General features: G+C 53.5%; 20 protein-coding genes. 15 read left to right on the forward strand and 5 right to left on the reverse strand.

Annotated elements, in window-relative coordinates:
• Window positions 1-230: 230 nt before the first annotated feature.
• The 8 genes from csrD (at window position 231) to tldD (ending at window position 12,522) form a co-directional block, all read left to right on the forward strand.
• Window positions 231-2,171, forward strand: coding sequence for an RNase E specificity factor CsrD (gene csrD / locus ACTU3N_RS05420; RefSeq protein WP_443085117.1), 1,941 nt, complete (start codon window positions 231-233; stop codon window positions 2,169-2,171).
• Between the two features lie 308 nt (window positions 2,172-2,479).
• Window positions 2,480-3,523 (forward strand): rod shape-determining protein MreB, encoded by a 1,044-nt coding sequence (gene mreB / locus ACTU3N_RS05425; RefSeq protein ID WP_006818047.1) that lies wholly within the window; start codon window positions 2,480-2,482, stop codon window positions 3,521-3,523.
• Window positions 3,524-3,587: 64 nt separating this feature from the next.
• The gene (gene mreC / locus ACTU3N_RS05430) at window positions 3,588-4,586 is read left to right on the forward strand and encodes a rod shape-determining protein MreC (RefSeq protein WP_443085118.1); all 999 of its coding nucleotides are present in this window, start codon (window positions 3,588-3,590) and stop codon (window positions 4,584-4,586) included.
• Window positions 4,586-5,074 carry a rod shape-determining protein MreD gene (gene mreD, locus ACTU3N_RS05435; protein WP_443085119.1) on the forward strand — a complete coding sequence of 163 codons (489 nt, stop codon included), beginning with the start codon at window positions 4,586-4,588 and terminating at the stop codon, window positions 5,072-5,074. Before mreC ends, mreD begins: the two co-directional genes overlap by 1 nt.
• A gap of 7 nt (window positions 5,075-5,081) precedes the next feature.
• Entirely contained in the window at window positions 5,082-5,675 is a 594-nt protein-coding gene (locus tag ACTU3N_RS05440) for a Maf family protein (protein ID WP_443085120.1), read from the forward strand.
• A complete protein-coding gene (gene rng / locus ACTU3N_RS05445; protein ID WP_443085121.1) occupies window positions 5,665-7,134 on the forward strand; it encodes a ribonuclease G in 1,470 nt (489 codons plus the stop codon). Before ACTU3N_RS05440 ends, rng begins: the two co-directional genes overlap by 11 nt.
• A gap of 48 nt (window positions 7,135-7,182) precedes the next feature.
• The gene (gene yhdP / locus ACTU3N_RS05450; protein WP_443085122.1) at window positions 7,183-10,992 is read left to right on the forward strand and encodes an AsmA2 domain-containing protein YhdP; all 3,810 of its coding nucleotides are present in this window, start codon (window positions 7,183-7,185) and stop codon (window positions 10,990-10,992) included.
• 81 nt (window positions 10,993-11,073) lie between these two features.
• Window positions 11,074-12,522: a metalloprotease TldD gene (tldD, locus tag ACTU3N_RS05455; RefSeq protein ID WP_443085123.1), complete on the forward strand. Its 1,449-nt coding sequence runs from the start codon at window positions 11,074-11,076 to the stop codon at window positions 12,520-12,522.
• Between the two features lie 231 nt (window positions 12,523-12,753).
• Here tldD and ACTU3N_RS05460 read toward each other — a convergent pair whose 3' ends face one another.
• A complete protein-coding gene (locus tag ACTU3N_RS05460; protein ID WP_443085124.1) occupies window positions 12,754-12,975 on the reverse strand; it encodes a hypothetical protein in 222 nt (73 codons plus the stop codon).
• A 159-nt stretch (window positions 12,976-13,134) separates the two neighbouring features.
• Window positions 13,135-14,058, reverse strand: coding sequence for an HTH-type transcriptional activator AaeR (gene aaeR, locus ACTU3N_RS05465; RefSeq protein ID WP_443085125.1), 924 nt, complete (start codon window positions 14,056-14,058; stop codon window positions 13,135-13,137).
• Between the two features lie 179 nt (window positions 14,059-14,237).
• On the opposite strand from aaeR, the gene aaeX reads away from it, so the two are divergent.
• The 6 genes from aaeX (at window position 14,238) to ACTU3N_RS05495 (ending at window position 23,431) form a co-directional block, all read left to right on the forward strand.
• Window positions 14,238-14,441, forward strand: a complete 204-nt coding sequence (gene aaeX, locus ACTU3N_RS05470; protein ID WP_443085126.1) for an AaeX family protein — start codon at window positions 14,238-14,240, stop codon at window positions 14,439-14,441.
• Window positions 14,442-14,448: 7 nt separating this feature from the next.
• A complete protein-coding gene (gene aaeA / locus ACTU3N_RS05475; RefSeq protein ID WP_443085127.1) occupies window positions 14,449-15,381 on the forward strand; it encodes a p-hydroxybenzoic acid efflux pump subunit AaeA in 933 nt (310 codons plus the stop codon).
• A gap of 5 nt (window positions 15,382-15,386) precedes the next feature.
• Window positions 15,387-17,354: a p-hydroxybenzoic acid efflux pump subunit AaeB gene (gene aaeB / locus ACTU3N_RS05480; protein ID WP_443085128.1), complete on the forward strand. Its 1,968-nt coding sequence runs from the start codon at window positions 15,387-15,389 to the stop codon at window positions 17,352-17,354.
• A gap of 82 nt (window positions 17,355-17,436) precedes the next feature.
• Window positions 17,437-18,891 (forward strand): NAD-dependent succinate-semialdehyde dehydrogenase, encoded by a 1,455-nt coding sequence (locus ACTU3N_RS05485; RefSeq protein WP_443085129.1) that lies wholly within the window; start codon window positions 17,437-17,439, stop codon window positions 18,889-18,891.
• A 47-nt stretch (window positions 18,892-18,938) separates the two neighbouring features.
• On the forward strand, window positions 18,939-19,208 hold the full coding sequence (locus tag ACTU3N_RS05490; protein WP_443085130.1) for a barstar family protein: 270 nt from the start codon (window positions 18,939-18,941) through the stop codon (window positions 19,206-19,208).
• Window positions 19,209-19,360: 152 nt separating this feature from the next.
• A complete protein-coding gene (locus ACTU3N_RS05495) occupies window positions 19,361-23,431 on the forward strand; it encodes a S6 family peptidase (protein ID WP_443085131.1) in 4,071 nt (1,356 codons plus the stop codon).
• Between the two features lie 65 nt (window positions 23,432-23,496).
• Here ACTU3N_RS05495 and yhcN (ACTU3N_RS05500) read toward each other — a convergent pair whose 3' ends face one another.
• From yhcN (ACTU3N_RS05500) to argR, 3 genes are all read right to left on the reverse strand, one after another.
• Window positions 23,497-23,760, reverse strand: coding sequence for a peroxide/acid stress response protein YhcN (yhcN, locus tag ACTU3N_RS05500; protein WP_443085132.1), 264 nt, complete (start codon window positions 23,758-23,760; stop codon window positions 23,497-23,499).
• Window positions 23,761-23,859: 99 nt separating this feature from the next.
• Window positions 23,860-24,123: a peroxide/acid stress response protein YhcN gene (yhcN, locus tag ACTU3N_RS05505; protein ID WP_443085133.1), complete on the reverse strand. Its 264-nt coding sequence runs from the start codon at window positions 24,121-24,123 to the stop codon at window positions 23,860-23,862.
• A gap of 378 nt (window positions 24,124-24,501) precedes the next feature.
• The gene (argR, locus tag ACTU3N_RS05510) at window positions 24,502-24,972 is read right to left on the reverse strand and encodes a transcriptional regulator ArgR (protein ID WP_443085134.1); all 471 of its coding nucleotides are present in this window, start codon (window positions 24,970-24,972) and stop codon (window positions 24,502-24,504) included.
• Window positions 24,973-25,382: 410 nt separating this feature from the next.
• Here argR and mdh point away from each other — a divergent pair, with 410 nt between their 5' ends.
• Window positions 25,383-26,321: a malate dehydrogenase gene (gene mdh, locus ACTU3N_RS05515; RefSeq protein ID WP_443085135.1), complete on the forward strand. Its 939-nt coding sequence runs from the start codon at window positions 25,383-25,385 to the stop codon at window positions 26,319-26,321.
• The last annotated feature ends 39 nt before the right edge of the window (window positions 26,322-26,360 follow it).

Genomic DNA, 26,360 nt, shown 5'->3' on the forward strand with positions numbered 1-26,360 from the left:
AGTGTCAGTAAAGTTTGTAAATTACGCTTTTAATTTATTCTTCCAGTGTATTGCTGATTGGAAAATAATTTATGAGGGCTATACTCGCAACAATGAAACAGGGTATCGATTTACTTCTTATGCCTTAAGGCAATCCTGGCACGCGGCAATGCACGAAAGTTAGCACTTACTAATAAACTTGATTCGCGTCGGTGCCGCCTCGTTATTTATACAACGGAGTTAACACAAGGATGCGATTAACGACGAAATTCTCGGCATTTGTGACACTCCTGACGGGGCTGGCGGTTTTCGCAACCCTTATCGGCTGCTCGTTGAGCTTTTACAATGCCGTCCAGGGTAAGGTTGTTGAACGCGTTGAAGCGGTGGCAACCATAATTGACTCCCGCCTGGTTGCCACATCACCCGCGCAGCTATTACCGCAGCTTAATGAATTAATGGTACCGGTAGATGTTCTCACCGTAGAAATTAAGCAGGGTGAGCACTCGCTACTCAGCTATACCCGCCCGGGCGTATATGCGCCACCTGGCAGCAACTATCAATACCGCACGTTGTCGATAGCCTCGGTGAAAAACCCCGGCACAACGATAACTCTGACTTATCAGGACCCGATGGCGAACTATTTTCGCTCGCTGATTACCACCGCTCCGCTGACGCTGACCTTTGCTTTTATGTTGCTGATGGTGTTCCTCGCCGTTCGCTGGTTACGCCAGCAACTCTCTGGCCAGGAATTACTGGAGACCCGCGCCACGCGAATTCTCAACGGCGAGCGCGGCCCGCAAGTGCGCGGCAGTATTTACGAATGGCCGTCACGAACCAGTAGCGCGCTGGATATATTATTAACGGATATTCAGTTCGCCAGCGATCAGCGCAGCCGGATGGACACCCTGATCCGCTCGTATGCGGCGCAGGATACGCGTACTGGTCTGAATAACCGGCTGTTTTTTGACAACCAACTGGCAACCATTCTTGAGGATCAGGAAAAGGTCGGCTCGCACGGCGTGGTGATGATGATTCGCCTGCCGGATTTCGACCTGCTAAGCGACAGCTGGGGCATGAATGCAGTAGAGGAGCACCTCTTCACGCTGATTAACTTACTCTCCACCTTTATTATGCGTTATCCGGGCGCGTTGCTTGCCCGTTACCATCGCAGCGATTTTGCCGTCCTGCTGCCGCACCGCACATTAAAAGAAGCGGAAAGTATTGCCGGGCAAATTCTCAAAGCGGTAGATGGCCTGCCGCCGACGAAAATGCTGACTCGCGAAGATATGATGCACATCGGGGTGTGCGCCTGGCGCGGCGGGCAGTCCACTGAGCAGGTGATGGATCACGCCGAGGCCGCCACCCGCAACGCGGTTTTGCAAGGCGGAAACAGCTGGTCGGTCTATGACGATAATTTGCCGGAGCAGGGGCGCGGCAATGTACGCTGGCGAACGCTTATTGAGCAGATGCTCAGCCGGGGCGGGCCGCGCGTTTATCAAAAACCGGCGCTCAACCGCGACGGGCTTGTGCATCACCGGGAACTGATGAGCCGTATTTTTGATGGCAGCCAGGAAGTAATCGCCGAAGAGTATATGCCAATGGTGCTGCAATTCGGTTTATCTGAAGAGTACGATCGCTTGCAAATCACCCGGCTGATCCCGTTCCTCAGTTTCTGGCCGGAGGAAAATCTGGCGATTCAGGTGACGGTCGAGTCGCTCATTCGCCCGCGTTTTCAGCGCTGGCTGCGCGATACGCTGATGCAGTGTGAAAAATCGCAACGTAAACGGATTATTTTTGAACTTGCTGAGGCAGATGTTTGTCAACATATCAGCCGGTTACAGTCGGTGGTTCGTTTGATCAATGCATTTGGTTCGCGTGTTGCTGTTATTCATGCGGGTCTGACGCTGGTCAGCACCAGCTGGATTAAAACGCTGGATGTTGAATTATTAAAGCTGCATCCTGGACTGGTCAAAAATATCGAAAAACGCACGGAAAACCAGCTGCTGGTACAAAGCCTGGTAGAAGCCTGCAAAGGAACGCGCACGCGCGTTTTTGCCACCGGCGTGCGCGCAAAGAGCGAATGGCAGAAGCTGGTGGAATGTGGCGTATCAGGCGGTCAGGGAGATTTATTTGCCGCTTCCCAGCTGCTTGATAGCAATGTGAAAAAATATTCGCAAAGATATTCGGTTTGAACTGCCGTTTTAAGCGTTTTCACGTAGAATGATGCGCGCTGCCGTGTATGGGGGTGTGCTGGCCTGCCCGCCGGATCGTTGCAGCAAAAAAACAAAGCCGGTTTGATCTTTGACAGGTTGTAAACGTAATGTGCTGGAAAAATGGATCTTTTTGCTTCTGGACGAAATCATGTCGTTTTGCAACAAAGGAAACAAACTGCACTAATTTTCACCGCAGCAGATGATTTTTCCGCCTTGTCGCTGTTGCGTGTGGTTGGTAAAGTAAGCGGATTTTGTGTCCGCCCCAGCTTTCAGGATTATCCCTTAGTATGTTGAAAAAATTTCGTGGCATGTTTTCCAATGACCTGTCCATTGACCTGGGTACCGCGAATACCCTGATTTATGTAAAAGGACAAGGCATCGTACTGAATGAGCCTTCCGTCGTGGCCATTCGCCAGGATCGTGCCGGTTCACCGAAGAGTGTGGCCGCAGTCGGTCATGAAGCAAAACAGATGCTTGGGCGTACGCCAGGCAATATCGCGGCCATTCGCCCGATGAAAGATGGCGTCATCGCCGATTTCTTCGTGACTGAAAAAATGCTCCAGCACTTTATCAAGCAGGTTCACAGCAACAGCTTTATGCGCCCGAGTCCGCGCGTGCTGGTGTGCGTGCCGGTTGGTGCGACGCAGGTTGAACGCCGTGCAATCCGTGAGTCCGCGCAGGGCGCAGGCGCGCGTGAGGTTTTCCTGATTGAAGAACCGATGGCCGCGGCGATTGGCGCAGGCTTACCGGTTTCTGAAGCAACCGGCTCGATGGTTGTGGATATCGGTGGCGGTACGACTGAAGTTGCGGTTATCTCGCTAAACGGCGTGGTGTACTCCTCCTCCGTGCGTATTGGCGGTGACCGTTTCGACGAAGCTATTATTAATTATGTGCGCCGTAACTACGGCTCGCTGATTGGCGAAGCGACCGCAGAACGCATCAAGCACGAAATCGGCTCGGCATATCCGGGTGATGAAGTGCGCGAGATTGAAGTGCGTGGCCGTAACCTGGCAGAGGGGGTGCCGCGCGGCTTTACCCTGAACTCGAACGAAATCCTTGAGGCGTTGCAGGAACCGTTGACCGGTATCGTGAGTGCCGTGATGGTTGCACTGGAGCAGTGCCCGCCGGAACTGGCGTCCGATATCTCCGAGCGCGGCATGGTGCTGACCGGTGGTGGCGCGCTGCTGCGTAACCTCGATCGCCTGTTAATGGAGGAAACGGGTATTCCTGTTGTAGTTGCAGAAGATCCATTGACCTGCGTTGCGCGCGGCGGCGGCAAAGCGCTGGAAATGATCGATATGCACGGCGGCGACCTGTTCAGCGAAGAATAGTCCGCTCCAGGTTCGAAGCGAGCTGTCGCTTCGAACCTGTCTGGCCTGAGAATACGCAAAGCCTATGAAGCCAATTTTTAGCCGCGGCCCGTCACTGCAGATTCGCCTTTTTCTGGCGGTTCTGGTGGCGCTTGGAGTTATTATTGCAGATAGCCGCCTGGGTACGTTCAGCCAAATCAGAACGTATATGGACACGGCTGTCAGCCCTTTCTACTTTATTTCTAATGGTCCACGCGAATTATTAGACAACGTTTCCCAAACGCTGGCGTCGCGCGATCAGCTTGAGCTTGAAAACCGGGCATTGCGTCAGGAACTGCTGCTGAAAAACAGCGAGTTATTAATGCTAGGGCAGTACCGGCAGGAAAACGCGCGTTTGCGTGAACTACTGGGCTCACCGTTGCGTCAGGATGAGCAAAAAATGGTCACCCAAGTGATGTCAACGGTGAACGATCCGTACAGCGATCAGGTCGTTATTGACAAAGGCAGCGTTAACGGTGTCTATGAAGGCCAGCCGGTTATCAGTGATAAAGGCGTGGTCGGTCAGGTGGTCGCTGTTGCGAAACTCACCAGCCGCGTGCTGCTGATTTGCGATGCGACGCATGCGCTGCCGATTCAGGTGCTGCGTAACGACATCCGCGTGATTGCTGCCGGTAACGGCTGTACTGACGATCTGCAACTGGAGCATCTGCCTGCCAATACCGATATTCGCGTCGGCGACGTGCTGGTGACCTCCGGTCTGGGCGGCCGTTTCCCGGAAGGTTATCCGGTGGCGGTGGTCTCGTCGGTGAAGCTGGATACGCAGCGCGCTTACACGGTTATTCAGGCGCGCCCGACGGCGGGTCTGCAACGCTTGCGCTATTTACTGCTGCTGTGGGGAGCCGATCGTAACGGCGCAAACCCGATGCCGCCAGAAGAAGTCCACCGCGTTGCAAATGAGCGTTTATTACAAATGATGCCGCAGGTACTGCCCTCGCCCGATGCGATGGGCCCGCCTGCGCCGATGCCTGCACCGGCGACCGGCATTACACAGCCGCCGCCACCTGTCTCTCCCGGAGGGCAATAGTGGCAAGTTATCGTAGCCAGGGGCGCTGGGTTATCTGGCTCTCGTTTTTCATTGCGCTGTTGCTGCAAATCATGCCCTGGCCGGATTCTCTCATCGTCTACCGGCCAAACTGGGTATTGCTTATTCTGCTGTACTGGATCCTTGCGCTGCCGCACCGTGTAAATGTGGGTACGGGTTTTGCGATGGGAGCCATACTGGATCTTATCAGTGGTTCCACGCTTGGCGTGCGTGCGCTCTCTTTGAGTATCGTCGCCTATCTGGTCGCTCTGAAATTTCAGCTCTTTCGTAACCTGGCGCTCTGGCAACAGGCGCTGGTTGTGATGCTGCTATCGCTGGCGACGGAAGTGGTGGTGTTCTGGGCGGAGTTTTTGGTGATTAACGTTTCGTTTAAACCAGAAATTTTCTGGAGCAGTCTGGTCAACGGTGTGCTCTGGCCGTGGATTTTTCTTTTAATGCGTAAGATTCGCCAGCAGTTCGCGGTGCAATAAGGTTTTTATGACAGATATCTGGCTTGCCTCCGGTTCCCCCCGTCGTCAGGAGCTGCTCACGCAACTGGGCGTTGCGTTTGAGCGTATCGTCCCCGGTATTGAAGAGCAGCGTCAGCCGCACGAAAGCGCCCGGCAGTACGTTACACGTCTTGCCCGCGAGAAAGCGCAGGCCGGTGTCGCTATGGCCACGCGCGACTTGCCGGTACTCGGCGCAGATACTATTGTCACATTAAATGGTGAAGTGCTTGAAAAACCGCAGGACAGCTCGCATGCTGCCAGTATGCTGCGCCAGCTTTCCGGTCAAACACACCTGGTGATGACGGCAGTGGCGCTGGCAGATAGCCGGTATCTTCTTGATTGCCTGGCTGAAACAGAGGTGACTTTCAGAGTGCTGTCGCAAGCCGATATCGCCGCGTATGTCGCAAGCGGAGAGCCGCTGGATAAAGCAGGTGCTTATGGTATCCAGGGGCTGGGTGGCTGTTTCGTCAGGAAAATTAATGGTAGTTACCATGCCGTTGTGGGTTTACCACTGGTAGAAACCTGGGAATTGCTAAGCAATTTTAACGCACTGCGTGAAGGAAAAGATAATCATGACGGCTGAATTACTGGTTAACGTAACGCCATCGGAAACGCGCGTTGCCTATATTGATGGCGGCATCCTTCAGGAAATTCATATCGAGCGCGAAGCACGGCGCGGTATTGTAGGCAATATCTACAAAGGTCGGGTGAGTCGGGTACTTCCGGGTATGCAGGCGGCTTTTGTAGATATTGGACTGGAAAAGGCGGCGTTTCTTCACGCCTCCGACATTATGCCGCATACGGAGTGCGTTGCCGGAGAAGAGCAGAAAAACTTCACCGTGCGCGATATCTCTGAACTGGTGCGCCAGGGCCAGGACCTCATGGTGCAGGTGGTCAAAGATCCGCTTGGCACCAAAGGCGCTCGTTTAACCACCGATATCACTCTTCCGTCACGCTACCTGGTGTTTATGCCAGGTGCTGCCCATGTGGGTGTCTCCCAGCGTATTGAAAGCGAAGCCGAGCGCGAGCGCTTAAAGCAGGTGGTGGCGGGCTATTGTGACGAGCAGGGCGGTTTTATTATCCGTACTGCTGCCGAAGGTGTGTGCGAAGAGGATTTAGCATCGGACGCGGCTTACCTCAAGCGCGTCTGGACAAAGGTGATGGAGCGCAAAAAACGCCAGCAGACCCGCTATCAACTGTATGGCGAGCTGGCGCTGGCCCAGCGCGTACTGCGTGATTTTGCCGATGCGCACCTGGATCGCATTCGTGTTGACTCACGCCTGACGTATGAAGCGCTGCTCGAGTTCACCGCAGAATACATCCCGGAGATGACCAGCAAGCTGGAGCACTATACCGGTCGCCAGCCCATCTTCGACCTCTTTGATGTGGAAAACGAAATCCAGCGCGCGCTGGAGCGTAAAGTTGAGCTGAAATCGGGCGGTTATCTGATTATCGATCAAACCGAAGCGATGACCACCGTGGATATCAACACCGGCGCGTTTGTCGGACATCGCAATCTTGATGACACCATTTTTAACACCAATATCGAAGCCACGCAGGCGATCGCGCGCCAGCTACGCCTGCGCAATCTCGGCGGCATTATCATTATCGACTTTATTGATATGAATAATGAAGATCACCGCCGCCGCGTGCTGCATTCGTTAGAGCAGGCGCTGAGTAAGGATCGGGTGAAGACCAGCATCAACGGTTTCTCGCAGCTCGGTCTGGTGGAGATGACCCGTAAACGCACGCGCGAAAGCGTGGAACACGTACTGTGTAACGAATGTCCGACCTGTCATGGGCGAGGCACGGTAAAAACGGTGGAAACCGTGTGCTATGAAATCATGCGTGAAATCGTTCGTGTGCACCATGCCTATGACTCGGATCGCTTCCTGGTCTATGCTTCTCCTGCCGTGGCCGAAGCCCTGAAAGGCGAAGAGTCTCACGCGCTGGCAGAAGTTGAAATCTTTGTCGGCAAACAGGTAAAAGTACAAATTGAGCCGCTCTATAATCAGGAGCAGTTCGACGTAGTAATGATGTAATTGCGCGGCGTGCTGGTGCATGCGCGGTTTGGTTGACAAGGAGAGAGCGTGAGGCGACTGCCGGGGATTTTGCTGCTTACAGGAGCGACGCTGATAGTGGTTGTAGCGCTGCTGGTAAGTGGGCTGCGCCTGATCCTGCCCAGGCTCAACGACTGGCGGCCGCAAATCCTTGCCCAGATAGAGTCGCGTGCGGGCGTACCGGTGGATGCCAGCCAAATCCAGGCGCAGTGGCAAAACTTCGGCCCGGAGGTGGAAGTCCGCGATATCAACGCCTCGCTAAAAGATGGCGGCGAACTCTCCATTAAGCGCGTCACGCTGGCGCTGGACATCTGGCAAAGCCTGCTGCATTTGCGCTGGCAGTTTCGCGATCTCACCTTCTGGCAATTATCCGTTCGCACCAATACGCCGTTGCAAAGCAACGATCGCGGCGAAGGGCTTGCTGCCGATCGCTTAAGCGATCTGTTCTTGCGTCAATTCGATCATTTCGATCTGCGCGACAGCCGCATCAGCTTCCTGACACCCTCCGGCCAGCGTGCCGAGCTTGCTATCCCGCAGCTTACCTGGCTTAACAGCCGCGAACGCCACCGGGCGGAAGGGCAAGTCAGCCTCTCCAGCCTGACCGGGCAGCACGGGATCATGCAGGTACGTATGGACTTGCGTGATGATGACGGTCTGCTGAACAATGGCCGCGTCTGGCTACAAGCCGATGATATCGACGTCAAACCCTGGCTTAGTAAATGGATGCAGGACAACGTTGCGCTGGAGTCCGCGCGTTTTAGCCTCGAAGGCTGGATGACGCTGAATAAAGGAGAAATCGAAAGCGGCGATCTGTGGCTAAAGCAAGGCGGCGCCAGCTGGCAAGGTCTACAAACTACACACCGTATGACGGTGGACAATCTGACGGCGCATATCTCCCGGCAAAAGCAGGGCTGGCAGTTTGACGTGCCCGCCACACGCATTGCGATTGATGAGCACCCCTGGCCGCAAGGTTCGCTGAGTTTCGCCTGGATACCGGAGCAGGATGTCGGCGGCGAAAAGAGCGTGCGTAGCGATGAGTTGCGTATCCGCGCCAATAATCTTGAACTCAGCGCGATGGAAGGCCTGCTGCCAATCGCCGAGAAAATCTCTCCCCGGCTGTACGACATCTGGCGCACCATGCAGCCCAGCGGCCGCCTGGCGCAGCTGGCGCTGGACATACCGCTCCAGGCCACGGAACAAACCCGCTTCCAGGCGAGCTGGAAAGACATTGCCTGGAAACAGTGGAAAATGTTGCCTGGCGTTGAGAACCTCGGCGGCACGCTGAGCGGCAGTGTCGGTGACGGGCGTTTAAAGATTGATATGGCAAATGCGAAGATGCCCTATGAGACAGTTTTCCCCGCGCCGCTGGAAATTGCCCAGGGCGTTGCGACACTGTACTGGCAGAAAAACGCCCACGGTCTTCAGCTTGATGGGCGCGATATCGACGTCCAGGCCAACGCTGTTCATGCGCGCGGCGGTTTTCGCTATCTCCAGCCGCAAGAGGGCGAACCCTGGTTGGGTATCCTTGCGGGCATCAACGTGAGCGATGCCGGTCAGGCCTGGCGTTATTTTCCTGAGAACCTGATGGGCAAAGCGCTGGTTGCCTATCTCAGCGCGGCGATTAAAGGCGGTCAGGCAGAAAATGCCACGCTGGTTTACGGCGGCAATCCGCATCTGTTTCCCTATAAACACAATGAAGGCCAGTTCGAAGTGATGGTTCCGCTACGTAATGCGACCTTTGCTTTCCAGCCGGACTGGCCCGCGCTTGAGAATCTGGATATCGATCTGGATTTTATCAATGACGGTCTGTGGATGAAGAGCGACAAAGCCACGCTGGGCGGCGTGACCGCCAGCAATCTGACGGCAATCATCCCGGACTATCTCAAAGAAAAACTGCTGATAGATGCGGATATCAACGGGCCAGGAAAAGCAGTAGGCCCTTATTTCAAACAGACGCCGCTGCATGATTCGCTGGGCAGTACGCTGGATGAGTTGCAGGTTGATGGTGATGTGAGTGCTCGCTTACATCTTGATATCCCGCTTGACGGTGAGATGACCGTCGCCAAAGGGGACGTTCAGCTCAACAATAACAGCCTGTTTATCAAGCCGCTTAACAGCACGCTGCACAACCTCAGCGGCACGTTCAGCTTTGAGAACGGTAATCTGCAAAGCGAGCCGTTAAAGGCGACCTGGTTTAACCAGCCGTTAAACGTGGACTTTTCGACAAAAGAAGGCGAGAAAGCCTTCCAGGTGGCGGTGAATCTTGACGGCAACTGGCAGCCGTCACACATTGATGTTCTGCCCGCGCAACTGAGTAAAGCACTGCGCGGCAGCATGGCGTGGAAAGGTGATGTCGACATTGAATTGCCTTACGGCGGCGGGACGACGTGGAAGGTTAATCTTGATACGAATCTGAACAACATCACCAGCACATTGCCGCCGCCGCTTGATAAACCGGCGGGCAAAGCCTTGCCGGTGAAGCTGGCGGCCGAAGGCAATCTGAAGCGCTTTGAGTTGACCGGCAGCGCGGGCAGCACTAACCACTTCAACAGCCGCTGGCTACTGAATAATAAACTCACGCTCGATCGTGGTATCTGGGCATCAGACAGCCGGACGCTTCCGCCTTTACCGGAGCAGGCCGGGCTTGAGCTGAACCTGCCGCCGATGGATGGCGCTCAGTGGCTGGGGCTGTTCAAACAGGGCGTGGCGGATAACGTCAGCAGCGCTACCGTGTTCCCGCCGCGCGTCACGCTGCGAACACCGGCGCTGACGCTGGCAGGCCAACAGTGGAATAACCTGAGCATTGTCTCGCAGCCGCAGCTCTCCGGCTCGACCGTTGACGTCCAGGGGCGGGAGATCAACGGGACGCTGACGCTGCGCGATAATGCGCCGTGGCAAACCGCAATCCGCTACCTCTATTACAACCCGGCGAACACCGCACCTGACGATGAGGACATCTCATCACCGTCGACGCTACTGCGCGGCAAAACCCGGCTGGATTTCACCGGTTGGCCTGACTTGCAGTTACGTTGTGCCGAATGTTGGCTGTGGGGGCAAAAATATGGTCGTATCGACGGTGATTTCGCTATCAATGGCGATACGCTGAAACTGGAAAATGGCCTGGTGGACAGCGGTGTTGCACGCCTGACGGCCAGTGGTGAATGGGTCAACCGGAGCGGCGCTGAGCGTACTTCGCTTAAAGGCGAGCTGCGCGGAGAGAAAATCGATTCTGCGATGAGCTTCTTTGGCATCCCGTCGCCGGTGCGCGACTCACCGTTCAACGTAAACTATGACCTGCACTGGCGTAGCGTGCCCTGGCAGCCGCAAGAGGAGTCGCTGAACGGTATCCTGCGCGTGCGTCTGGGCAAAGGGCAGATAATCGATATCAATACCGGCCATGCGGGCCAGTTACTGCGCCTGTTCAGCGTCGATTCGCTGTTGCGCAAGCTGCGTTTTGATTTTAGCGATACGTTTAGCAGTGAAGGTTTTTGGTTCGACTCCATTCGCAGCACCTCCTGGATAAAAGACGGTGTACTGCACAGCGACGATACGCTGGTGGACGGCCTGGAAGCGGATATCGCAATGAAAGGATCGGTGAATCTGGTGCGTCGCGAGTTGGACGTTGAAGCCGTGGTTGCGCCGGAAATTTCGGCGACCGTTGGCGTAGCGACGGCTTTTGCCGTTAACCCGATTGTGGGCGTTGCCGTGTTTACCGCCAGCAAAGTCCTCGGCCCGCTGTGGAACAAAGTCTCCATTTTGCGTTATCGCATTACCGGCCCGGTTGAGCAGCCGCAGATCAACGAAGTCCTGCGCGAGCCGCGCCCGAACAAAAAGCAATGATTTGACGGCACCGACGAATTGCCTCAAGCTCCTTATAACGCACTTTTTACTGCCCGATGTGGCTGCAACGACGAGTAAATAATGATGAGTCTTAATCTGGTGAGTGAACAATTACTGGCAGCAAATGGCCTGAGCCATCAGGATCTGTTTGCCATTCTCGGTCAACTGACCGCGCGCCGACTCGACTACGGCGATCTCTATTTCCAGTCGAGCTATCACGAATCCTGGGTTTTAGAAGACAGCATCATCAAAGATGGTTCTTATAATATTGACCAGGGAGTGGGCGTGCGCGCCGTGAGCGGTGAGAAAACCGGTTTTGCCTATGCCGACCAAATCAGCCTGCTGGCGCTGGAGCAGAGCGCTCAGGCGGCGCGCACTATCGCGCGTGAAGAGGGCAACGGGCAGGTGAAAACGCTGGGCGCGGTCGAGCATACCAGCCTCTACACCAGCATCGATCCGCTGCAAAGCATGAGCCGTGAAGAGAAGCTGGATATTCTGCGCCGCGTGGACAAAGTCGCCCGTGCGGCGGACAAGCGAGTGCAGGAAGTGTCCGCCAGTCTGTCCGGCGTTTATGAGTTGATCCTCGTTGCTGCGACTGACGGGACGCTGGCGGCGGATGTGCGCCCGCTGGTACGCCTGTCGGTAAGCGTGCAGGTCGAAGACAATGGCAAGCGCGAGCGCGGTTCCAGCGGCGGCGGTGGTCGTTTTGGCTATGACTGGTTCTTGCAAGAAGAAGAGGGCGACGTGCGCGCCGAAGCCTGGGCTAAGGAAGCGGTGCGTATGGCGCTGGTGAATCTTTCAGCCGTTGCCGCACCGGCCGGGACGCTGCCTGTGGTGCTGGGTGCCGGTTGGCCGGGCGTGCTGCTGCACGAAGCGGTAGGTCACGGGCTGGAAGGGGACTTCAACCGCCGTGGTACCTCGGCGTTTAGCGGGCAGATGGGCAAACTTGTGGCGTCTGAGCTTTGCACGGTGGTGGACGACGGCACGATCGCCGATCGCCGTGGTTCGCTGGCCATTGATGATGAAGGTACGCCAGGCCAGTACAATGTGCTGATTGAGAATGGCGTGCTGAAAGGCTATATGCAGGACAAAATGAACGCGCGTCTGATGGGGATGAAACCAACCGGCAACGGGCGTCGCGAGTCGTATGCGCACCTGCCGATGCCGCGCATGACCAACACCTATATGCTGGCAGGGAAATCCACACCGCAGGAAATTATCGAGTCGGTTGACTACGGTATTTTTGCGCCGAACTTTGGCGGCGGCCAGGTGGATATTACCTCCGGCAAGTTTGTCTTCTCCACCTCTGAGGCTTATCTGATCGAAAAAGGTAAGGTCACCAAAGCGGTGAAAGGGGCGACGTTGATTGGTTCCGGGATCGAAGCGATGCAGCAGATCTCAATGGTCGGCAACGATCTGAAACTGGATAAGGGTGTCGGTATTTGCGGCAAAGAGGGCCAGAGCGTACCTGTCGGCGTGGGCCAGCCTACGTTGAAAGTGGACAACCTGACGGTGGGCGGCACGGCATAATGGCCAGGCAGGGAGAGCGCCTTCTCCCTGCTTTTGTCTCAAAATGGATAAAAAGGCGTTTTCTACAATCCGGGCTGTTTATTTAGTGTTCAAATGATGGGCTGTTACCCAAGGATACGTATCATGCACAGGAGTGCTTATGCCAGCAGTTTTGCCTACGGGCAGCCCGTTGTTCTACCCTGCTTCACCCCGGTTTTCTGACAGTAAAATCTTTCGCTTTTCCTTTATTATTCATCTGGTTTCAGTCAAAGCTTCGCCATCTTCGCGCACGGCTTCAAAGCGGCCAGAGCCTGCCGCGCTTGTTGATATAACACCCCGCAGGCGCCTGAAAATCGCGCGTTCTTCTGCATCCAGCGACTTGAAAACGGCACCCGCCACCTCGTCGTCATCCAAAAAATCAACCGACAAGCCGAAATCGATGTCGACGGCGCGCTCGTCAGGCAGAGCGGCCATCAGGCCTGCGCAGAAGCGCAAAAAGAAGGTGAAAACCAAAACGTCCTATTACGTTAAAAGCACCACAAATACGTTTTCACTGGTAAAGATCACCGCCGAACGTAGCGAGAAAACTTACGCGGATCGTCAGAGATAGGTCTGACGCCATGCAGGGAAACCTTAAACCCGGCGTCCCTGCATGCCCTGGTAAACCTTCGCCACGTAGATAAAATAATCCGTGAGATAGTTAATACACACCTGCACCTTAAGCGGCAGTTTGTCTTTTTCTGTGTAAAGCGCGTAGACCGGTCGCGGGTCGGACTGGTAGCGCGGCAGCAGGATCTCTAGCTGGCCGTTGTTGATCTCATCGATCACCCACATAAGCGGTACCAAAGCGATACCGGCACCCTGCGTCAACCAGCGCGTCAGGGTCATCGGATCGTTGGTGACAAAGCGCCCCTGAGGGATCAGGCGTGTTGAAATCCCTTCCGGGGCCACCAGTTCGAACTCATTATCCGGGCGCACGCTGTATTGCAGCCAGGAGTGATTTGCCAGGTCGGCCGGTTTTTCCGGCGTGCCGTACTGGGCGAGATAACTTTTTGCGGCACAGACCACCATCGGCATTGCACCGAGCCGACGAGAAAAAAGGCTGGAGTCCTGTAAAGCGCCGACGCGGATGACCAGATCCAGGCCATCGGCAATCAGATCCGGCGCCGGAATACCGGTCACCAGGTTGACGCTCAGGCCAGGATGTTCTTTCAGCATTTGCGCGGTCATTTTTGCCAGCACATTTTGCGCCATGGTTGAAGAACTGCCGATGCGCAGCGTGCCGATAGGGGTATTGTTAAACGCATAAAGCTGCTCGTGTACATCCTGCGCTTCATGCAGCATTCGGCGGCAACCCTGGTAGTAAATCTTCCCGGCTTCCGTCAGCCCCAGGCTGCGCGTGCTGCGGTTTAGCAGCTTCACCTGCAATTCATCTTCCAGTTTTGCCACCGTCTGGCTAATCGACGATACGCTCATTTGTAGTTGCCGGGCCGCCGCGGTAAAGGAACCCAGTTCCACCACTTTCGCAAAAACCGACATACGCTTTAGACGTTCCATTATTCACTCTGGCTTAAAAGTGATTTAGATCACACAATATAGATAACAGCATAACTGTTACGGTATTATACTATCAGCTAAGTAATAGATACGTCACTCTCGCCCTGGCTTTCCTGGCCCTTATTCCTGCGGTGACGTAAATAATCAATTTACCTGCACGCTCGCTAATCAAGGTCAACATGAGTCTGTTTCCCGTAATCGTGGTGTTCGGATTGTCGTTCCCTCCGATTTTTTTTGAGTTACTTTTGTCGCTGGCGATTTTCTGGCTGGTGCGCCGTGTGCTGATCCCCACCGGTATCTATGATTTTGTCTGGCATCCGGCGTTATTTAACACGGCGTTGTATTGCTGCCTGTTTTACCTGCTGTCGCGCTTGTTTGTTTGAGGTAGATGTGAAAACACTAACAAGAAATATCTCCCGCACCGCTATCACGATGGTGCTGGTTATCCTGGCCTTCATCGCAATTTTCCGTGCCTGGGTTTTTTATACCGAATCACCGTGGACGCGCGACGCGCGCTTTAGCGCGGATGTGGTCGCTATCGCCCCGGATGTTGCCGGGCTTATCACTCAGGTGAATGTACATGACAACCAACTGGTCAAACAGGGCCAGGTGCTGTTTACCATTGATCAGCCGCGTTACCAAAAAGCGCTTGAAGAAGCCGAAGCAGACGTCGCCTATTATGAAGCGCTGGTCAATGAGAAACGCCGTGAAGCCGGGCGGCGCAACAAACTTGGCGTCCAGGCCATGTCGCGCGAAGAGATAGACCAGGCCAATAATACACTGCAAACCGTGCTGCATCAGTTGGCGAAAGCTCAGGCGACGCGCGATCTGGCGAAACTGGATCTCGAACGTACGGTTATTCGCGCACCTGCCAACGGCTGGATAACCAACCTTAATGTTTACGCGGGCGAGTTTATTACCCGTGGTTCTACCGCCGTGGCGCTGGTGAAACAGGACTCTTTTTATATTCTTGCCTATATGGAAGAGACCAAGCTGGAAGGTGTGCGCGCCGGTTATCGCGCCGAAATCACCCCGCTGGGTAGTAACAAGGTGCTGAAAGGCACGGTTGATAGCGTCGCGGCCGGGGTCACCAACGCCAGCAGCAGCATCGATAGCAAAGGGATGGCCACCATTGATTCAAATCTGGAATGGGTTCGTCTCGCGCAACGTGTGCCGGTGCGCATTCGCCTCGACAGCCAGCAGGGGAATCTGTGGCCTGCCGGTACCACGGCAACCGTGGTGGTGACCGGCGAGAAAGATCGCGATGCCAGCCAGGATTCATTCTTTCGCAAAATAGCGCATCGCCTGCGTGAGCTGGGGTAATCGGTATGGGGCTGCTCACTATTGCCAGCCAGCATTTGCGCTTTGCCATCAAGCTGGCTTTTGCTGTCTCGCTGGCGCTATTTGTTGGTTTTCACTTCCAGCTTGAAACGCCGCGCTGGGCCGTGCTGACGGCGGCGATTGTCGCGGCAGGCCCGGCGTTTGCTGCCGGAGGCGAACCCTATTCCGGGGCGATCCGCTATCGCGGCATGCTGCGCATCATCGGTACATTTATTGGCTGTATCGCCGGGCTTGTCATCATCATCGCCATGATTCGCTCGCCGCTGCTAATGCTGATGGTTTGCTGTATCTGGGCCGGGTTTTGTACCTGGATCTCCTCGCTGGTTCGCGTGGAAAACTCCTATGCATGGGGGCTTGCCGGGTATACCGCGCTGATTATCGTTATCACTATCGAGACGGAACCGCTGCTGGCGCCGCAATTTGCCGTGGAACGTTGCAGTGAAATTGTTATCGGTATCGTCTGCGCGATCGCCGCCGATTTGTTGTTTTCCCCGCGCTCCATCAAGCAGGTTATTGATAATGAGCTGGATAGCTTACTGGTAGCGCACTACCAGTTAATGCAGCTTTGTATTAAACATGGCGACAGCGAAGAGGTGGACAAAGCCTGGGCTGCGCTGGTGCGTCGTACCACGGCGCTTGACGGGATGCGCACGAACCTGAAGATTGAGTCCTCTCGCTGGGGGCGTGCCAACCGCCGTTTAAAAGCGATTAATACCCTGTCGCTGACGCTGATTACTCAAGCGTGCGAAACGTATCTTATTCAGAATACTCGCCCGGAGCTTATTACTGATACATACCGTGAATTATTTGAGGAGCCGATCGAAACCGTGCAGGACGTGCACAGGCAACTCAAAAGAATGCGCCAGGTGATTGCCTGGACCGGCGAGCATGATACACCGGTGACGGTTTATACCTGGATTGGAGCGGCGACCCGCTTCTTGCTGCTTAAGCGCGGCGTTATCAGTAATACGAAAATCAGCGCCGTCGAAGAGAGTGTCTTGCAGGATGAAGTGGTGATAAAACCGGCCTCTGCCGAGCGTCATCATGCGATGATTAACTTTTGGCGAACCACCCTTTCTTGCATGCTCGGGACGCTGTTCTGGCTGTGGACCGGCTGGACATCCGGCAGCGGCACAATGGTGATGATTGCTGTCGTGACGTCGCTGGCGATGCGTCTGCCTAACCCGGCGATGGTGGCCAAAGATTTCGTCTACGGGATGTTATGGGCACTACCGATCGGGGCGTTTTATTTCCTCGTTGTCCTGCCATCGACGCAGCAAAGTCTGCTTTTACTCTGCATTAGTCTCGCGGTGCTGGCGTTTTTTATTGGTATCGAAGTGCAAAAACGGCGTCTCGGTTCGCTGGGAACGCTCGCCGGCACCATTAATATTCTGGTGCTGGATAATCCGATGACTTTTCATTTCAGCCAGTTTTTGGACAGCGCTCTGGGGCAAATTGTCGGCGTGATCCTCGCCATGCTCGTCATCCTGGTCGTGCGTGATAACTCTCAGGCGCGAACCGGGCGAACGTTACTGAACCAGTTCGTGGAGGCGGCAGTATCGGCTTTGACCACCAATACGGCCCGGCGCAAGGAAAACCATCTCCCGGCGCTTTATCAGCAGCTGTTTTTGCTGCTCAATAAATTCCCCGGCGATGTGGCGAAGTTCCGTCTGGCGCTGACACTTATCATTGCTCACCAGCGCTTGCGCGATGCGCCGATACCGGTAAATGATGACCTCTCGGCGTTTCACCGCCAGCTGCGACGCACCGCATCGCAGGTGATTGCCGCCGGGAGTGATACGAAACGTGCGCGCTATTTTAAGCAGTTGCTCGATGAGCTGGATATTTATCAGGAAAAATTACGCATCTGGCAGGCGCCCTTGCAGGTCACGGAACCTGTGAAGCGGCTAAGCAGCATGTTGCACAAATATCAGCATGCGTTAACCACCAGCTAGTAGCAAAACCGACGTCTCAGGCGTCGGTTTTTTTATGACTATACTTTATGGAGATACCCTAAATCACAGTTCGGGAGGACAAATGACAACCCAGGCACTGCAGGATAATGCGCTATTCCAGACCGGCTATTTGGTGGATGGCGTCTGGAAGTCGCTGGACGCAACATTTGACGTTCTTAACCCGGCAACCGGTGAGAAAATTGCCCGCGTCGCCAAAGCAGGCAAAAAGGAGACGGAAGAAGCCATTGCCGCCGCAGTACGCGCTTTCCCTGCCTGGCGGGCCAAAACCGCGAAAGAACGCTCGGCCATTCTCTATCGCTGGTATGAATTAATCATTGAAAACAAAAGCTGGCTGGGCCGTTTGATGACCACCGAGCAGGGTAAACCCTTGAAAGAAGCGGAAGGTGAAGTGGAATACGCCGCCAGCTTTATTCAGTGGTTTGCTGAAGAGGCGAAACGCGCCAACGGCGAGATTATCCCGCCGGTAAAACCTGGCTCACGTATTCTTGCGACGCGCGAACCGATAGGCGTCGTCGCGGCAATCACCCCGTGGAACTTCCCAATGGCGATGCTCACGCGCAAGCTTGGGCCAGCGCTGGCGGCGGGCTGTACCGGCATCATCAAACCGGCGAGCAGCACACCGCTCAGTGCATTTGCCCTGCTGGCTCTGGCGAAAAAAGCTGGCGTGCCGGACGGCGTGCTTAACGCAGTCGCGGGCAGTACGTCGGACATCAGCGATGCCATTATGGCCAGCCCGGATGTGCGGAAAATTTCCTTTACCGGCTCCACCGCCGTTGGCAAAACGCTGATGCGCAACGCGGCAGACACCATGAAAAAAGTCTCCATGGAGCTTGGGGGGAACGCACCTTATATCGTCTTTGATGATGCGGATATCGATGCCGCCGTAGACGGTGCTATCGCGAACAAGTTCCGCAACGCAGGCCAGGTTTGCGTCAGCGTAAACCGCTTCTATATCCACGAATCTGTGTATGACACGTTTACACAGAAACTCGCCGAAAAAGTAAATGCCCTGAAAGTGGGGAATGGCCTGGAAGAGGGCGTCGTGGTTGGCCCGTTGATTGAACCTTCTGCGGTAGAAAAAGTGCAGGAGCACGTTAACGATGCCGTCGCCAAAGGTGCCAAAGTGCTGGCGGGCGGCAAACCGCACAGCCTCGGCGGGAACTTTTGGCAGCCTACCGTGCTGGCAGATTGCAGCGATGGCATGAAGCTGGCGCATGAAGAGACGTTCGGCCCGGTCGCTGCGTGTTTTCGCTTTACCAGTGAGGAAGAGGTGATAAAACGCGCAAACGCCACTCCCTTTGGTCTGGCGGCCTATTTCTATACGCAAAATCTGCAACGTGTGTTTCGCGTATCCCAGGCGATTGAAAGCGGCATGATTGGTATCAATGAGTGCGCGGTTTCAACCGAGGTTGGTCCTTTCGGCGGCGTAAAAGAGTCCGGATTAGGCAGGGAAGGCTCAGTGCTGGGGCTGGAAGAGTACCTGGAAGTGAAAACGTTGCATATTGCAGGACTGTAATCATGCGGGCGGTGAAAGCCGCCCTGTCAGGCTGGTGGCGAAAAATAATGACTATTTACACATTTGATTTTAAAAATATTGCCGATCAACGGACTTTTTACCGCGAGTTTTCCCGTCAGTTCACGCTTGAGCGGGACAAAGTGCATGATCTTGACTCTCTGTGGGACACCATTATGGAGGAGACGCTGCCTTTGCCGCTAGATATTGAGTTCATCAATGTGTCGGAAATTAAACGACGCCGCTTCGGCGCGCTGATCCTGCTATTTGATGAGGCGGAGGAGGAGCTGGAAGGGCAACTTCGGTTTAATGTAAAATAAGCAAGCTGGCGTTTTCAGAACACGTTAATAAGGAGCTATGGTAGTATTTTAAAATAACAGAAATTAATTTTGTATGATTTTTATTTTATACGTTTTGATTTTTAAATGATGGGCAATGAAATCTGTCATCACTAAACCAGTGGAAGGTTAGTATGAAGAAGATATTTGCTCGAAAAATAAAATTTACGTCCTGTCTGTTTGGTACACTATTCTCAGGAAGCCCTTCTGCAGAGCCACCCTCCTTAGTCAGTAAAGAGATCCCTTACCAGACATTTCGCGACTTTGCGACGAATAGAGGGCCTTTTTCCCCCGGCGCGAATAATATCGTTATTAGAGATAAAAACGGCACATCGCCTGGCGTTATGAATAAAGCACCAATGCCGGATTTTAGCAGTGTGGATCGCCGGGGCGTCGCAACTATTGTGGCGCCTCAGTACGCCATATCTGTCTACCATAATTACCACGCACACTTTTTAGGCCTTAACTTTGGCAATGGTTATTATGATATGGTCGGCAGGGATAATATTTCCGATAAAGATTTTAGTGTTATTCGACTTAATAAAGTCGTGACTGAGAGTATTCCCTCGGTGATTTTCCCGGAAAATATGGATCCTGAAAAGTTTCAGGATCCATCACGATTCCCTATTTTTTACCGAATAGGCAGTGGAACCCAGGAAATAAAAGATAAAGAAGGGAATATTACACGTATCAGCAGCGGCTATCGCTTCCTTACGGGCGGAACAACCGGTACGCCATATTTAGACAGCCTGGGACGCCTGGTGACGCACTCCGGTGATATTTTTAACCCGGCTAATGGTCCGGTAAGTAGTTTTGCGCTTGCCGGTGACAGCGGTTCACCCTTATTTGCCTGGGATGCTTTGCAAAATAAATGGCTGGTCGTTGCCACGTTAAGCATGACCACGGATTATCGTTATGGCGAAAATGTGTACTCCGTTATTCCCCCGAATTTTGTGACATTAGCAAAGCAAAATTATAGCGATCCCCCGGTGGTTAGCCCCAGCAGTAACGCATTGATGGTGTGGCGGTTTAACCCGGCAATAGGCGGAGGAACCATTACTCAGGGAGAGAAAGTTTACGCCATGCATGGCCAGAGAGGGGAAAGTGCGCACCACGGGAAGGATCTCGCTTTCTCCGGAGTTGGCGGCGTGCTTCTGTTACAGGATGATATCAACCAGGGGGCAGGTAGCCTGACATTTTATGACAGCTATACGCTGATGCCGCAAAACGCGCAAACGTGGGTGGGAGGAGGCGTAAATGTTGCTTCTGATGCAAAAGTCATCTGGCAAGTGAATGGCATGCCGGGCGATAACCTGCATAAAATTGGCGCAGGGATACTGCAGGTGAACGGGCGAGGCATTAATCCTGGTGGGCTAAAAGTGGGAGATGGCACCGTTGTGCTGGCGCAGTTGCCGGACAAGGACGGTAAAGTTCAGGCGTTTAGCTCCGTTGATATTGCCAGCGGCAGGCCGTTGGTTGTCCTGACTGATGCCAGGCAGGTCAATCTGGACACCGTCTCATGGCGCTTTCGGGGCGGGAAGCTGGACGCGAAGGGTAATGATCTGACCTTCCGTCAGCTCAATGCTGCCGATCATGGTGCAGTGCTGACGAATACCGCCCAAAAGCGCGCTGATATCACACTGAACTACCAGGGGCAGCTTGCTGATATGCCGGTGCGCGAGTGGCAGCAGGCCAGGAAAGGCACGCCCGGTGACGTATATGGTTATCAAAATTCTTCTACGGGAACGACGGATTATTTTTTGCTAAAAGGCGAGAAATACTCCTGGTTTCCGCTCGATCAGCGTAGCGATGCCTGGTGGGAATTTATCGGGCACGACCGTGATGCCGCCTTAAGCACTGCGTTTGCGCGCCGTAAAGCCGCCGGTTATATGTTTCACGGGCAATTTAATGACAACATGAATATTTCGAACCGTGTCGAGGCCGATACCCGCGGCGCGCTGGCGCTTGATGGCAGCGTCGCTATTTCCGGCTCCTTCACCCAGGAAAATGGGCATCTTATTTTTCAGGGGCACCCGGTGATTCATGCGTACAATTCGCCCGAAACAGCAGAAAAGCTAAAAGGTACAGGTGACAACTCTCTCAGAACGCAGCCGGTTTCTTTTTTGCAACAGGACTGGGAAAGACGCACATTCAAATTAGCTAATCTGGTTCTCAAAAATACGCACTTCCACCTTGCCAGAAACGCTTCGCTCTATGGGAAAATTACGGCGCACCACTCAGCCGTTACATTAGGTAGCCCCTCGCTCTATCTTGATCTTAATGACGGCGGAGGCGTGACGAATCTCCCGCAGTCTGGAACATCGCGAGCCAGCCGTTATGATGACTTAAGCCGCTATGAGGGGGCAGTGTCCCTGGCTGATAATTCGGTGCTGACTATCCGGGAAAAATTCACCGGTAGCATTACCGGTCAGAACAGTAACGTTAACGTTGCCTCACGGTATGTTTTACTGGATGGGTACAGTTCTTTTCATCATACCCCGCTTACGCTTGAGCAGAACGCCAAACTTACCGCCAGAGCCGGATGGACGGGGAACTCAACCGTTACCGTCGGGCCTTCCGCCACGCTCGTGCTGACCGCAATGCCTGTACAGGCAAAACAGCAAGTCATCCCATCGTTTTATACCCTGATAGATAGTGCTGGCTATGAACTCAAAGAAGATTCGGTATTACGCGTATCGCCTTTTGTTTTTTTTACGGGAGATATCCACGCGCCACAGAGGGCGGTGGTGCACATGGGCACAAAAGATAATCTACGGCTGGCCGACAAGCTCACCCCGGAGCAGCAAAAAAAGGTGGTCATGTTTGGCGACTTTAAAAATAGTTGGCACGGGAATATTACCGCGCCGCAGGGGCGCGTTAACGTAACGGAAACACGCTGGCAAATACCGGGTAAAGCGCAAGTGGCTGACCTCTCGCTGGTTCGCTCGCTGGTCAGTTTCTCCGGCAGTGGCAAGGCATTCAACACGTTGACCGTAGAGAATTTACGGGCGAATAAATCAGGGATCGTACTGCGTACCGATCTTCAGGGAAGTGACAAAGTCGTGGTGACGAAGAGAGCCAAAGGCCAGAACAATACGCTGTTTCTTGATCTTCTTAAAAAGCCATCAGGCCAGGAAAAGATTTTTATTCCTTTGGTCATCGTCCCCACCGGCACCAGTGCCAAAATGTTTAAATTTGCTGGCTACGTGAGCGGTTTTAGTCAGTTACAGCCGGTGATGAGCGTTCGCCAGGAGGCCGGGACGACGCAGTGGATACTTAAAGGATTCGAATCGCGCCCTGACCCGGCAAAAACGGCGGTAGCCACTCGTTTTCTCGGGCTGGGATATAAAAAATTTATCACACTCGTTAATAACGTAAATAAGCGCATGGGTGAGCTGCGGGATACCCGAGAACAGGCTGGTTTATGGGTTCGGACGACCCAAAGTAGCGGATCGGGTGAAGAGGGATACGCGGATAATTACACGTTACTTCAGGCCGGTTTTGATAGAAAGCATCGCCAGCAGGGCGCAGACCTATTTACCGGTGTGATGGTCAGTTATAGCCACAGCCATGCGCGTGACCGCGAGTTTCGCGGCAACACACGCTCCTTTGGCGGTGGACTTTATGCGTCAGCGATATTTGATTCCGGAGCCTGGCTGGATGTTATCGGTAAATATATCCAGCACAAGAATGACTACCAGCTGAAATTTGCCGGGCCGGGGCAACAGAACGACACCACACATTCATGGTATGGCGGCCTGGAGATGGGCTATCGCTATCATCTGGCAACAGACTTTTTTATCGAGCCACAGGCAGAGCTGGTTTATGGTGCGGTGTCCGGCACTCGCTTGAAATGGCAGGAGCAAAACACAACCCTTGCAATATATCAGAAGAAATTTAACCCGCTTATCGGTCGGGCAGGTGTCACGGTGGGTAAACGTTTTAGTGGAGAAAACTGGGCTGTTACCTTGCGGGGAGGCCTGGATTACCAGGTCGATTTGCAGGCTAATGGCACAATGGTTTTGCGCGATGCCTGGGCAGAGAGACATACGGGCGGGAAAAAGGATAGCCGTATGCTATACCACGTTGGCCTCAACGGAGAGGTAAAGGATAATCTACGTTTCGGTCTGGAAGTGGAACGCTCTGCGTTCGGGCGATATAATATGAACCATACTTTTAATGCGAATATTCGCTATTCGTTTTGAGCGTTGCCGGACTCAAAAAGGCCCCTGGCAAGCAGGGGCAAGTCGTCGGACTAGACGACGAGGGTTTATTTGTACAGTTCTGCCGTTACGTGGGTGTGATCGCCAGTGCGTGCTTCGACGATGCGATAGCTGCTGGCGCCCGCTTTATCGGCTTTCGCTGACAGCTCCTGACGGATGTCCATCGGTACGCCAGCGATTTGAGAAACAGAGATGCTGCCCATCGGTTGCAGGTTGCTTGCCTGGTCGTTGTTTACAAGCGTAGCGGCACCTGCGCCGAAAGAAATAAGGGATGCAAGACCTAAAGATGCGATGATTACATTGCGTTTCATAATTGTCTCCAAAAGCTTGTCTCAACGGCGAGAAGGGTTGTACTGCTATTTTTATGCCTGGTGCCGTTGAGCGTTAATACACAGTTTTTTCAATAAAACTTATTTATACAGCTCAGCCGTGGCATGCCAGTGGGAACCGGTACGCGCTTCAATCACGCGATAGGCTGAAGCCCCTTGCTCGTCGGCTTTTTTGTCCAGCTGCGCGCGCATGTCCATCGGTGAGGATGCGATAGCGCCAACGGAAACGGTGCCCAGCGACTGGCGGGATTGCGCCTGTTCTGCATTGATGGATTCCGCTGCAAAAGCGCCGAATGACAATGCTGAAAGAAGGCTCATGGTGACTACAGTTGATTTAATATTCATGGTTCTTACCTCGTCGTATTCTTTTCTTAAATTTTTTTGTGGGGTCTTATTTCGTGACCCTCATCACAAAATCAAGTATACACTAATCACGCAAAAAATTAATACCAACCTAATTGTTGCCTGTGCAATTAATTATTAAGAAATGACGTTTTTATTACTTTTATGAATAAAAAAGCGCATGGCTGAGCTGAATTTATTAACGATAGCTAATAAAATCATATAGATATTTGATTTTGATTTTTCGTGCGGTGAGAAGCACTTAGTGGAGGAAATGAAACAGTAAATCGCACTAACTGTTAAATTAATTATGGTGGATCGTCACGTTTGAATGCAAAAGTGCCGAACATTCCCCCACAGCCAAAGCCGTGGGGAACCGACTCACAGTTCTTGTTCAAACAGCACAAGGATGGCTTCGTAGAGATCCTTCACCGTGAAACCTCTGGCCGGGGTGGTGAAAATCGTATCGTCGCCCGCGATAGTGCCGAGGATGCCTTCCGCTTTTCCCAGCGAGTCCAGCAGGCGGGCAATCAACTGCGCCGCTCCGGGGCTGGTATGGATAACCACGACCGCATCGTTATAATCGATATCCAGCACCAGATTCTTCAGCGGGCTAGAGGTGGTGGGGACGCCCAGTTCGACCGGCAGGCAGTAGACCATCTCCATTTTGGCGTTGCGGGTACGCACCGCGCCGAATTTGGTCAACATGCGGGAGACTTTGGACTGATTAATATTCTCGAAGCCTTCTTCCTGTAAAGCCTGGACAATCTCTCCCTGAGAACTGAATTTCTCTTCTTTTAGTAGCGCTTTGAACGCCTTAACTAATTCTTCTTGTTTTGCCGAGCTTCGCATAAATCACCCGTATTATGGCCGTGAAAACAACATTATTATGCATATTGATGCATTTTTATGCAATCAATCTCGCGGAGGAAATTCTGAAAAAAACCGTTGAAAGGCGCGGAGTTTACCAAATCCTGCCGCGAAGCACAGCAGCATGTGCGTTATGTCGCATTCAGAAGGAAAAAGTAAAATTAATGTTATGAAGTTGATGTAATTTTAGCGACTTCAGAGGCTATATTATAATCTCTTTATGTTAGTTCCTGAGTTTGCCGTCCTGTCGGTTATATTCACCCGCTAATAAGAACTAACAGTGTGCTACGCCACAGAATATTGGCGCATATATTGTCATCATTGTCAGGGTGAATTAAGGTCGTCGCAACGGAGTAACGAAATATTTAGCTAACCACAATAAGGAGTTTAGGATGAAAGTCGCAGTCCTCGGCGCAGCTGGCGGTATCGGCCAGGCGCTAGCCCTACTACTGAAAACGCAACTGCCTTCTGGTTCAGAACTCTCCCTGTATGATATTGCTCCTGTCACGCCTGGGGTCGCCGTTGATCTCAGCCATATTCCTACTGATGTGAAAATTAAAGGTTTCTCCGGCGAAGATGCCACGCCTGCGCTGGAAGGGGCCGATGTGGTGCTGATTTCCGCAGGCGTTGCCCGTAAACCGGGAATGGATCGCTCTGATCTGTTTAATGTTAACGCAGGTATCGTCAAAAACCTGGTGGCGCAGGTTGCGAAAACCGCGCCGAAAGCCTGCATTGGCATCATCACTAACCCGGTGAATACCACGGTCGCTATCGCGGCGGAAGTGCTGAAAAAAGCCGGCGTTTATGACAAGAACCGTTTGTTTGGCGTCACCACGCTGGACATAATCCGCTCCAATACCTTTGTTGCAGAGCTGAAAAATAAACAGCCGGGCGAGATAGATGTGCCGGTTATCGGTGGCCACTCAGGCGTCACCATTCTGCCGCTGTTGTCGCAGGTGCCAGGCGTGAGTTTTAGCGAGCAGGAAGTGGCCTCGCTGACCAAACGTATCCAGAACGCCGGTACCGAAGTGGTTGAAGCAAAAGCGGGTGGCGGCTCTGCAACACTCTCTATGGGTCAGGCCGCAGCACGCTTTGGCCTGTCGCTGGTGCGCGCCTTGCAGGGCGAGCAGGGTATTGTTGAGTGTGCGTATGTTGAAGGCGATGGCGAATACGCGCGCTTCTTCTCTCAGCCGCTGTTGCTTGGGAAAAACGGTATCGAAGAGCGCCGCGCTATCGGTAAGCTCAGCGCGTTCGAGCAGCAGTCACTTGATGGCATGCTGGAGACGCTGAAAAAAGATATTCAGCTTGGGGAAGATTTCGTTAACCGCTAAGTTTGCGTAAGTTAAAAAAAACCGGAGCCTGTTTCGCTC

It is taken from the genome of Vagococcus sp. WN89Y (genome assembly GCF_052220145.1).
Taxonomy (GTDB): domain Bacteria; phylum Pseudomonadota; class Gammaproteobacteria; order Enterobacterales; family Enterobacteriaceae; genus Kosakonia.